9 protein-coding genes are annotated in these 10,622 nt (G+C 47.0%); 2 read left to right on the top strand and 7 right to left on the bottom strand.

Annotation, left to right across the window (positions count from 1 at the left end; all coding sequences use genetic code 11):
* The 5 genes from AC3A8L_RS02735 to metG all read right to left on the bottom strand — a co-directional run.
* On the bottom strand, nucleotides 1–646 hold a 646-nt coding region (locus AC3A8L_RS02735), incomplete at its 3' end, for a mechanosensitive ion channel family protein (protein ID WP_487960690.1).
* A gap of 129 nt (nucleotides 647–775) precedes the next feature.
* On the bottom strand, nucleotides 776–3,010 hold the full coding sequence (rsxC, locus tag AC3A8L_RS02730) for an electron transport complex subunit RsxC (RefSeq protein WP_487960689.1): 2,235 nt from the start codon (nucleotides 3,008–3,010) through the stop codon (nucleotides 776–778).
* Nucleotides 3,007–3,609, bottom strand: coding sequence for an electron transport complex subunit RsxB (rsxB, locus tag AC3A8L_RS02725; protein ID WP_487960688.1), 603 nt, complete (start codon nucleotides 3,607–3,609; stop codon nucleotides 3,007–3,009). The genes rsxC and rsxB overlap by 4 nt, the downstream gene beginning before the upstream one ends.
* Before the next feature lie 3 nt (nucleotides 3,610–3,612).
* Nucleotides 3,613–4,188, bottom strand: a complete 576-nt coding sequence (gene rsxA / locus AC3A8L_RS02720) for an electron transport complex subunit RsxA (RefSeq protein WP_487960687.1) — start codon at nucleotides 4,186–4,188, stop codon at nucleotides 3,613–3,615.
* On the bottom strand, nucleotides 4,188–6,215 hold the full coding sequence (gene metG / locus AC3A8L_RS02715) for a methionine--tRNA ligase (RefSeq protein WP_487960686.1): 2,028 nt from the start codon (nucleotides 6,213–6,215) through the stop codon (nucleotides 4,188–4,190). Before metG ends, rsxA begins: the two co-directional genes overlap by 1 nt.
* A gap of 288 nt (nucleotides 6,216–6,503) precedes the next feature.
* Between metG and AC3A8L_RS02710 the strand changes: the two genes are divergently transcribed.
* A complete protein-coding gene (locus AC3A8L_RS02710) occupies nucleotides 6,504–6,740 on the top strand; it encodes a DUF2835 domain-containing protein (RefSeq protein WP_487960685.1) in 237 nt (78 codons plus the stop codon).
* A 6-nt stretch (nucleotides 6,741–6,746) separates the two neighbouring features.
* On the opposite strand, the gene AC3A8L_RS02705 is transcribed toward AC3A8L_RS02710, so the two are convergent.
* Entirely contained in the window at nucleotides 6,747–7,361 is a 615-nt protein-coding gene (locus tag AC3A8L_RS02705; protein WP_487960684.1) for a hypothetical protein, read from the bottom strand.
* A gap of 221 nt (nucleotides 7,362–7,582) precedes the next feature.
* Between AC3A8L_RS02705 and clpB the strand changes: the two genes are divergently transcribed.
* Nucleotides 7,583–10,213, top strand: a complete 2,631-nt coding sequence (gene clpB / locus AC3A8L_RS02700) for an ATP-dependent chaperone ClpB (protein WP_487960683.1) — start codon at nucleotides 7,583–7,585, stop codon at nucleotides 10,211–10,213.
* 71 nt (nucleotides 10,214–10,284) lie between these two features.
* On the opposite strand, the gene AC3A8L_RS02695 is transcribed toward clpB, so the two are convergent.
* On the bottom strand, nucleotides 10,285–10,622 hold a 338-nt coding region (locus AC3A8L_RS02695; RefSeq protein WP_487960682.1), incomplete at its 5' end, for a DUF4124 domain-containing protein.

Genomic DNA, 10,622 nt, shown 5'->3' with positions numbered 1-10,622 from the left:
CAGGAGCCTGCTCTTGAAGTATGCGCGAATCGGCATTTAAAACCTGCATCATTAAATCGCGTGCTTTTTTCATGTCATCGTCGTAGCCAATGCCAATAACAAGATCGATACGACGCGTTGGTTTGGCCGAGAAATTAGTAATCGTGCCGCCATAGATGTGGGCGTTGGGAACAATAATTTCTTTGTTGTCACCTGAGCGACATACGGTGTTAAAAACTTCTATTTTCTCTACAACGCCTGTTATTCCGCCAGCTTCAATAAAGTCACCAATTTTGAATGGTTTAAAGAGTATGAGCATTACGCCAGCGGCAAAGTTTGAAAGTGAATCTTTAAGCGCTAAGCCAACCGCTAAACCGGCTGCACCTAATAATGCCAATAAAGATGTGGTGTTAACACCTAATTGCTCTACAGCAATTAACGCGATGACAAATGTAAAGACTGTTTTTAAAATGGCGGAAAGAAAGCCTCGCAAGGCCGGGTCCATTTTTCGTAATTCCATGCCTTTATCAATAAGCTTTACGACGTGTCCTGCAATCCATTTACCGATTAGGTAAATGGCGAGTGCAATAACAATGTTTGTTAAGAAGGGGATGATACTGTCTATCCAGTTCCCGTCAGAGAAAAAACTATTCATGTTTTCTAACATATGTAACTCCTAAGTGATATTTCGCGGGCTTTATAGAGCCAGAATGTTTGTTTTTACCCTTCTCGTTGCCGGTAACATAGAACGTTTGCGGTATTCACCACTAAACAATTGTCAATTTTACCTTGGACTTTATTGCGTTCCTTCAGATGTGGCTTCAAGCAATTTCTGCTCTAATTTTTGTACTCCGGTAGAGAATGCAGCAATATTTTCATCGTTTTCCACTTCTGCTTTCGCTAAGCGCTCTTTGGCTTTGCTTAGGCGTTTTTGAAGTGAAGCAATGCTCGCGGCTTTCTTTTCTTCTGGAGACATGGCAGCTGCGGCTTTTACTTTTTCCTTGGCGCGCTCAATGGCTGCAGCTGCGGCATCTACCGTTTTTTCGGAACCTGTAACGGCAGCGGGTAGTTCGTTGGCGGCAACAGCAACGGATTTTTCAGCCTCTTGTATTTTAACCTGGAGCTTTTCAATGCCTTGTTTGAGGGCGTTAACCGTGGGTTTTTCTTCTTTAATAGCCTCTTGATGTTTTTCCTGCGCGGTTGCTAAACGCTTTTTTAGGGAACCAAGATTTTTTTCGGCAGCTTCAAGGGGGGTTGCTTGCATTTTCGCAGCGGCAGCTTCGACCTTGGTTTCGGCACTGGTTTGGTGTTGGTTGAAGGTTACAAGCTTAGCTTCTGTATCTTTCAGTTTTATTTGCGTTTGTTTTATTTGAGATTTAATTTTCTCAACGCGGGCTAGATCTTCACTGAACTCTTTAATTTGACCATTAAAGTGCTCGACTCGGCCGTTTAGGCTTTCAATAGAGCGCTCTAATCGTGCTTTTTCTTGCTCGGGATTAATCTGTGCTTTTGCGGCGATTGCGGCTTTAGAGACTAATGTTTCTTCTGGCGCTTGATTGGATGCAACGGCGTTAGCTAGCTTAGCTTTGTTTTTTTCGGCCGCAGCTTTGCGGGCTTGACGCTTGGCTTCTTTGGCGGCATCTTCTTTGGCGATGCGCACTTGGCGATGCTCAAAGCGTTCACGAGCACGATCGGATTTTTTCTTGTCTTCTAGCGCTTGTCGAATAGTGCCTTTTGCAGCACGATAGTATTGCACCAGTGGTATCGCGCTGGGGCATACATAGGAGCAAGCACCACATTCAATGCAGTCGAATAAATTATGGCTTTCGAGCTTGTCGTGCTCATCGGCTCGGGCGTACCAGTACAATTGTTGCGGTAACAAGCCGGCAGGGCAGGCTTCAGCGCAATGGCCGCAGCGAATACAGGCTTGTTGTGCAGGTGCTTCTGGCATTTCCTCATGGCTAGGCGCCAAGATACAGTTGGTTGTTTTAATGACGGGTACGGTCGTTTGCTCTAGCGCAAACCCCATCATTGGGCCGCCAACAATAAGGCGTGCACTATTGCCTTGATTAAAGCCATTTTGTGCCAATATGTGGCTCATGGGTGTGCCAATACGCACGCGCATATTACGCTGAGTAGTTAAGGCTTCGCCTACGACGGTAGTGATGCGTTCAATCAGTGGTTCGCCAAAGCGGACTGCGCGCCAAGCCGCGACGGCGGTGCCGACGTTTTGCACAACAATACCCAAGCTTGCGGGTATTTGCCCTGATGTAACTTCTTTACCGGTTAGAATATAAATCAGTTGTTTTTCACCACCGGATGGATATTTTGTGGGAAAGCTAACGATTTCAATTGATGTACCTTTAGCGGCCTTCTGTAGTGCTTTAATGGCTTTTGGTTTGTTGTCTTCTACGCCAATGATAATTTCTTGAGGGTTACCTAAGGTGTGAGCGAGAAGTCGTGCGCCCAAAATAACTTCATCGGCATGATATTGCATTAAAGCATCGTCGGCGGTGATGTAGGGTTCGCACTCGGTACCGTTTAAAATTAGGGTATTTATTCGTGTATTGCTGCGCGGGTTTAATTTAACCGCTGCTGGAAAACCTGCGCCACCCATCCCAACAAGACCTGCGTCACGAATTTTTTGAATAATCGCGGCGTGTTCTAGGGTAAATGGGTCTGCAGTTTCTTCAAGTGGGCAGGGTGTATCAAGGCCGTCCGCTTGTATCACAATACAGGGGGCACTTAAACCCGAGGGGTGCGCGATTAAGCGATCTTCTATTGCGATAACTTTACCGGATGTTGGGGCGTGTAACGCTGCGCTAAAAATACCTTCTGCATCGGCAATACGTTGAAATTTTTGTACGTAATCTCCGACGTTGACTAGCGACGTTGATGCCGCACCAATATGTTGATTCAGCGGTAAAACATATTCGTCGGCAAGCGAGGCTTCGGTAATCGGTAATTGCATTGATTGCGCTTTACTTTCGGGGGGGTGAATACCGCCCGGAACTTCCCATACTTTTCTCATGCTGCCGCTCCCTGCGGGGTGCGGTCGGTAGCAATAATATTGACTTGTGGTTTATCCCAAGCCCATTGCTGTACGCCTTGTTCTACGGGTAATAAATCAATGCAGTCAACGGGGCAAGGCTCTACGCAAAGATCGCAGCCGGTACATTCACTTTCAATGACCGTGTGCATTTTCTTTTGTGCGCCTAAAATGGCGTCGACGGGACAGGCTTGAATGCATTTTGTGCAGCCAATGCAGTCTTCTTCGCGAATAAAGGCGACTTGTTTAATTTCAGTGGCCTCACCGTGTTCTTCATCGAGGGACGGCGCCTCTACACCGAGTAAGTCCGCTAAATGATTAATGGTGCTTTGGCCACCGGGCGGACAGTGATTAATGGCTTCGCCGGCAACGATGGCTTGCGCGTAAGGGCGGCAGCCAGGGTGGCCGCATTGGCCGCACTGTGTTTGGGGGAGTAACGCGTCAACTTGCTCGACAAGGGGGTCGCCCTCGACTTTGTATTTAACGGCGGCAAAGCCGAGTATGGCGCCAAATACAAGTGATAGCGCGGCTAATACCAATAGCGCCCCAAGAACAGGGTTATCAATAATCCAATGCAACATTTCTTATACCAGTCCTGCAAAACCCATAAAGGCCAAGGACATTAATCCCGCTGTAATCATGCCGATTGCAGCGCCGCGAAAATGCGTAGGAACATCGGCAGCCGCCAAACGTTCTCGCATTGCAGAAAATAAAATTAAAACTAGCGAAAAACCGACCGCCGCGCCAAAACCGTAAAGTGCTGATTGGCTGAAAGTGTGCACCTTGTTGGTGTTTTGCAAGGCCACACCAAGAACGGCGCAGTTTGTAGTGATCAGTGGCAAAAATACGCCGAGAACGCGGTAAAGCAGCGGGCTCGTCTTTTCGATGAACATTTTTGCAAACTGCACCACAGCAGCAATCACTAGAATAAAGCTAATGGTTTTTAAAAAAGTGAGCCCCAGTGGAGCGAGCACCCACGAGTGCACCATATAGCTGCATATGCTTGCCAGTGTGAGTACAAACGTTGTGGCTGCGGCCATGCCGATGGCGGTCTCTAGTTTATTAGAAACCCCCATGAAAGGACACAGACCTAAGAACTGGACAAGCACAAAGTTGTTAACCAGTACGGAGCCTACAAAAATGACAAAAAACTCGGTCATTACATTACTCGCATGCCAGGCTCTGCGCCTTCGTTGGGTTCAAGAATGAATAAATCTTTACCGCCGGGGCCAGCGGCTAAAACCATTCCCTCAGACATTCCAAACTTCATTTTACGAGGTTTGAGGTTGGCGACCATAATGGTATTTTTGCCAATCAGTGTCTCAGGACTGTAAGCACTTTTAATGCCGGCAAAAACATTGCGCGCTTCGCCAATATCCAATGTTAAGCGCAAGAGCTTATTGGCACCCTCAACGTGTTCAGCATTTACGATTTTAGCGACACGCAAATCCACTTTAGCGAAATCGTCAAATTCAATTTCGCTAGCGATAGGCTCTTTTTCTAGCCACTGGTTGCTCGAAGTTGATGCTTGTTCAGCTTCCGGCATTGATTCAATGCTGGCATCTACCATGCCTTTTACGGCTTTAGGGTCTACGCGAGTCATTAGTGGGTTAAAGGTATTAATGGTGTGCTCGCCCAGATAGGTCAGTTCTTGCTTCCAATCTAAGGTGGTCGCTAAAAATTCTTCCGATGCTTGCGCGGTAATGGGCAGTACGGGCTTCAAGAACGTGATTAACGCGGTAAAACAGTTAATACCCAAGCTGCATATGTCGGTGACTTGCTGGGCGTTATTAGGATCTTTCGCTAACGACCAAGGTGCGACTTCTGCAATATATTCGTTGGCAGCATCGGCCAGCGCCATGATTTCGCGCATAGCTTTACCAAATTCACGGGCTTCGTAAAGATCGGCAATGACATTATTGGTATCAATAAATTTCTGCCATAAATCGGGGTTTGGGTTATTGGGAGATAAAGCATTGCCGCTTTTATTGATGAACTTGGCTGTTCGGCTGGCAATATTCACAACTTTACCCACGAGATCGCTGTTAACGCGGGTAATAAAGTCGTCGAGGTTAAGGTCTAGATCATCAACGCTACCGGTCAGTTTAGTGGCGTAGTAGTAACGCAAGTACTCAGGGTTTAAGTGTTCCAAGTAAGTGCTGGCTTTAATGAAAGTGCCGCGCGATTTACTCATTTTTTTGCCATCGACGGTTAAAAATCCGTGGGCAAAAACCTGCGTTGGGGTACGCAGTTCGGCCGAATGCAACATTGCGGGCCAAAACAAGGCGTGGAAGTTGATGATGTCTTTACCGATAAAGTGGTAAACCTCGGCGGTACTGTCTTTGGCCCAATATTCGTTGAAGTCTAAGCCGTTTTTTTCGCAGTAATTTTTGGCGCTTGCAATGTAGCCAATCGGCGCATCAAGCCAAACGTAAAAGAACTTTCCGGGTTCACCGGGAATTTCAAAACCAAAGTAGGGTGCATCGCGGGAAATATCCCACTCTTGCAAGCCTGCATCTAGCCATTCAGCCAGTTTGTTCGCGACTTCGGGTTGCAGGTGGCCGGCACGGGTCCAGTCTTTTAGGAAGTCACTGAACTCGGGAAGTTTAAAAAATAAGTGCTTCGAGGCTTTTGCGATGGGGGTGGCGCCAGAAATAGCTGATTTAGCGTCTAGCAGCTCCATCGGCGAATAGGTTGCAGAACACGCTTCGCAGTTATCGCCGTACTGGTCCGGCGTTTTACATTTTGGGCAGGTGCCTTTGATGTAGCGATCGGCTAAAAACAGTTGCTTCTCGGGGTCGAATGCTTGCGTGATTTCACGCTCGGCAATATGACCATTAGCTTTTAATCGGTTATAAATTAGCTCGGACAGCTCTTTGTTTTCGGCAGAATGGGTGGTGTAGTAATTATCAAAGCCAATGTTAAAGCCGGCAAAGTCTGTTTCGTGCTCTTTCTGAACGTTATCGATTTGCTGCTCGGCTGTAATACCGTTTTTTTCAGCGGTGAGCATAATTGCTGTGCCGTGAGCATCATCGGCGCACACGTAAACGCAATGGTGTCCGCGCTGCTTTTGAAAACGGACCCAAATATCGGTTTGGATGGTTTCCACCATATGCCCCAAGTGGATAGATCCGTTGGCATAGGGAAGTGCGCTGGTGACCAATATTTTACGTGGTGTTGTACTCATAACGTCCTGAAGTCCTAGCAGTTAAAAGACCGGTCTGAATCCAGACAATGGCCTGTAGCCCATCTAGTAATCGCGCAATTCGTTACGAATAACGATGCCTAGCTGGGTGGGGCGATGAAAAAAGCGCGAAACTATACCATTTTAGTAGTCTTAATGCATGAGTTGGCACGTAAAATTTCATTCTCAAAACCCTGATTTTACAGTGGTTTTTCGGCCGGTGAACTATACTTTGCCGGGGTTAATACTGAATTACGCGTTAGGCGCGCACAATTGAAACGAGGTCGATAAGTGGATACCTATCAAGAGCAAGTGATTGATGTGGGTTTATCTATCAGTGCAGAGGAATATTTGCTGATGTACAAGGGGGTTGCGCGCAATGTATTAGCCATCGCTTACGATGGCCGTCGCGTACGCTTCCCCGCCAAAATACTTCAGCCCTTTGTTACTCGGCAGGGTGTTCAGGGGCGCTTTTCGATACGCTTTAGTGAGGATGGGCGCTTTTTAGGTATCGAAAAGCGCGCTTAATACGCGTTATTGAGCGGCGGTTTCTGACTTCAGGGCGTCTTCAATAAAACGCTGCAATGCGCGGTCAAAGGCATGTTGGTTCATCACACGGCTTGTTCTGTTTAGCTGGCCTCCACCTGCACCGGCCATCACCTTACGCTTATCTTTAAACATAGCCTGAGTCTTGCCCTGTCTTTCAAAGTTCAAGGTGAAGTCACCGGAGCCGTGTTCGTCTTTTGAGTACAGGTCTACTAAGGCGCCGCTAAAGTCGGGGGCAGTGATACGCATATTGTCGATTGCCACATTAACGATAACAGCATTCGTTGAAACCTCTGTGGCAGTCGTCCAGCCTTGTTTGATGAGTGCTTTTTCTACGGTGCGGGTCAATACCTTGGTGTAACGCTTCTTTAGGTCATCGATATCAGATTGACGATGGCCTCGACGCTGGTCTTTTTCCCAATAAGAAGAAAACGTAATGGCCACGGGATTAACGACTGCGGCTTGGGGTTTGAGTATGCTGCCATCGGTGATTGTTGCTGTATCGAGCTTAACGTTGCCCGCGCAGCTTGTGAGCGTAAGGGGGAAAAGCAGTAGCAATAGATAAGGTGTTGAGCTGAGCTCGCGTAGTATTTTGCGCATCATCGAATCCTTTATGGGGTGGGGCAGGTTTAGCGTTTAATCGAGATCAAAAAAACGAGGCTTTACGGGTTCAATAGCCGACTATTTTTATCGCTGCCATTGATTAAGCCTATTGTACCCCCACTTTTATGACATTGCTTTGCTGGCGGGGATAGTTATCCAAAGACCGCTATTAATGAAGGCCGTCGCGGCTTAAAAACGGTATTTTGAATAGGGTAGATTCCATGCGAATAGATCGATTAACCAATCAATTACAAATGGCATTATCGGATGCGCAGTCTGTGGCTGTGGGACGTGATCATGCGCATATGGATAGCGTGCATCTCTTGCAAGGTATGCTGGACCAGCAAGGTGGCGCGGTTAGACCTTTGCTGGCTCAAGCGGGGTTTGATGTTGCGGGATTGCGTAACGCTTTAACTAAAGCATTGGAGGATTTACCTAAAATTCAAAACCCGACTGGCGATGTACATATGTCGCCAGAACTTGGGCGCTTATTGAATTTGGCTGACAAAGAAGCACAGCAAGCTGGCGATAAGTTTATTTCCAGTGAATCGGTTTTATTGGCTGCCATTGGCGATAACAATATCGCATTGGGGAAATTACTTAAAACGTTTGGTAATGAAAGTAATTTAAAGGCGGCCATTAAAAAAGTGCGCGGCGGCGAAAAAATTGAAGATGCAGATGCCGAAGGTAACCGGCAGGCGCTAGAGAAATACACCGTAGATTTAACCGCCAGGGCCGAAGCTGGAAAGTTAGACCCGGTTATTGGGCGCGATGATGAAATTCGCCGCACCATTCAAGTATTACAGCGCCGCACTAAAAATAACCCGGTCTTAATTGGTGAGCCTGGCGTGGGTAAAACAGCCATTGTTGAAGGCTTGGCGCAGCGTATTGTTAATGGCGAAGTGCCCGAAGGGTTAAAAGGGAAGCGGTTACTGTCTTTAGATTTAGGTTCATTGTTAGCGGGTGCTAAATTCCGTGGCGATTTTGAAGAGCGTTTAAAGAATTTACTTAATGAGCTGGGCAAGCAAGAAGGCCGAATCATTTTATTTATTGATGAGCTGCATACCATGGTTGGCGCCGGGAAGGGTGACGGCGCTTTAGATGCGGGCAATATGCTAAAGCCGGCTTTAGCGCGCGGTGAATTGCATTGCGTTGGGGCAACAACTTTAGATGAATACCGGCAATACATTGAAAAAGATGCGGCATTGGAGCGTCGTTTTCAAAAGGTGTTGGTCGAGGAGCCTAGCGAAGAAGATACCATTGCGATTTTGCGAGGCTTAAAAGGGCGCTATGAAGTTCACCATGGTGTTGATATATCGGATTCGGCCATTGTCGCGGCCGCTAAATTATCACAACGCTATATTACCGATAGGCAGTTACCGGATAAGGCCATCGATTTAATCGATGAAGCCGGTAGCCGTATTCGAATGGAAATCGACTCTAAACCTGAAGTGATGGATCGATTGGAGCGGCGTTTAATTCAATTGAAAATTGAGCGTGAAGCGGTAAAAAAAGATGACGATGAAGCAGCGCAAAAACGCTTGCGTAAAATTGATGAAGACATTCATACCGCCGAACGTGAATATGCCGACTTAGATGAAATTTGGCGTGCTGAAAAAGCAGCGTTGCAAGGTTCGCAAGGCGTGAAAACAAATCTTGAACAAGCTCGCTTTGATTTAGAGGCTGCACGTCGCGCAGGCGATTTGGCTCGAATGTCCGAATTGCAGTATGGCGTTATCCCCGAGTTGGTAAAACAGTTGGATATGGCGAGCCAAGCCGAAATGCTGGATATGAAGCTGCTGCGTAACCGTGTTACTGACGAAGAAATCGCTGAGGTGGTTTCTAAATGGACGGGAATTCCCGTGTCCAAAATGTTAGAGGGTGAACGTGATAAATTGCTTTCGATGGAAGATGTATTACACGGCCGGGTGATTGGTCAAAATGAAGCCGTGACGGCGGTTTCTGATGCTGTACGTCGCAGTCGCGCAGGTTTGTCAGACCCTAACCGTCCTAACGGCTCGTTTTTATTCTTAGGGCCAACTGGGGTCGGTAAAACGGAGTTATGCAAAGCGTTGGCAGAGTTTTTATTTGATACGACAGACTCTATTATTCGAATCGATATGTCTGAGTTTATGGAGAAGCACTCGATAGCACGTTTAGTCGGCGCGCCTCCGGGATATGTTGGTTATGAAGAAGGCGGCTATTTGACTGAAGCGGTTCGTCGTAAGCCGTATTCAGTTGTACTGCTGGACGAAGTCGAGAAAGCACACCCCGACGTGTTTAATATTTTGCTGCAAGTATTGGATGACGGCCGTTTAACCGATGGCCATGGTCGCACTGTAGATTTCAAGAATACCGTTATCGTAATGACGTCGAACTTGGGTAGCGATAAAATTCAGGAGCTAGCGAACAATAAGTCTTTTGATATGGTTAGCTTTGATGGCGAGCTGGCTGAAAACGAAACGAATACACACCGTTACAACGCGATGCGCGATGCAGTGATGGAAGTGGTTGGGCAGCACTTTAGGCCAGAATTTATCAATCGAATTGATGAGTCGGTTGTTTTCCACCCATTAGGGCGATCTGATATTCGTTCAATTGCTTCTATTCAGCTAGAGCATTTACAAAAACGTTTGGCCGACCGCGATTTGAGCCTGAATTTGTCGGATGAAGTGATGGATAAGTTGGCGGCGATTGGATTCGATCCTGTCTATGGCGCGCGCCCATTGAAGCGTGCCATTGTTCAAATGGTCGAAAACCCACTGGCTCAAGCCGTATTAGCGGGCCGTTTTGCGCCGGGTGATACGATTAAGGCTGTATTGGAAGGTGATAAAGTCATTTTCTCATCATGATGTAATTTGATAGCTTTGTAACAGTAAAAGCCCACTTTTTAGTGGGCTTTTTTACGTTAACCTAAGAGGGGCTATTTACAGCTTTCGGTGATTGCTTGCTTTGATTTTTGCATTTCTCGCTTAATTTGCTGCTCATCTAAGTAGTAAAAGCCGCCTTGCGTATCTTGCATTCGAATGCGTGACCCAGAAGACAGTTGCTTTAAACGTGCTTTTTCTTGATCGCAACGCGCGGGGTCGGCAAGGGTTTGTGTTGTAGGCGCAAGCTCTTTTTTGATGGCGGTCTTTGCTTCTTGGCTCTCTTCTATTGTTGGTTTGCGAGCGTGGGTTTTAATTTTCTCGGCTATATCGGCTTGCTCTGGCGGCCGCTCAGAGAAATGAGAGACGCCATCTTTATCGACCCACTTGTAGT

It is taken from the genome of Marinagarivorans sp. (assembly GCF_982758155.1).
The sequence above is the reverse complement of the archived record's forward strand: the minus strand, read 5'-3'. Positions and strand labels throughout refer to the sequence as shown.

What these genes read in the sequence shown, in the direction of transcription:
- AC3A8L_RS02705 (WP_487960684.1), bottom strand. Translation starts at nt 7,361, where the DNA reads ATGATGCGCAAAATACTACGCGAGCTCAGCTCAACACCTTATCTATTG.
- rsxB (WP_487960688.1), bottom strand. Translation starts at nt 3,609, where the DNA reads ATGTTGCATTGGATTATTGATAACCCTGTTCTTGGGGCGCTATTGGTA.
- metG (WP_487960686.1), bottom strand. Translation starts at nt 6,215, where the DNA reads ATGAGTACAACACCACGTAAAATATTGGTCACCAGCGCACTTCCCTAT.
- rsxC (WP_487960689.1), bottom strand. Translation starts at nt 3,010, where the DNA reads ATGAGAAAAGTATGGGAAGTTCCGGGCGGTATTCACCCCCCCGAAAGT.
- clpB (WP_487960683.1), top strand. Translation starts at nt 7,583, where the DNA reads ATGCGAATAGATCGATTAACCAATCAATTACAAATGGCATTATCGGAT.
- rsxA (WP_487960687.1), bottom strand. Translation starts at nt 4,188, where the DNA reads ATGACCGAGTTTTTTGTCATTTTTGTAGGCTCCGTACTGGTTAACAAC.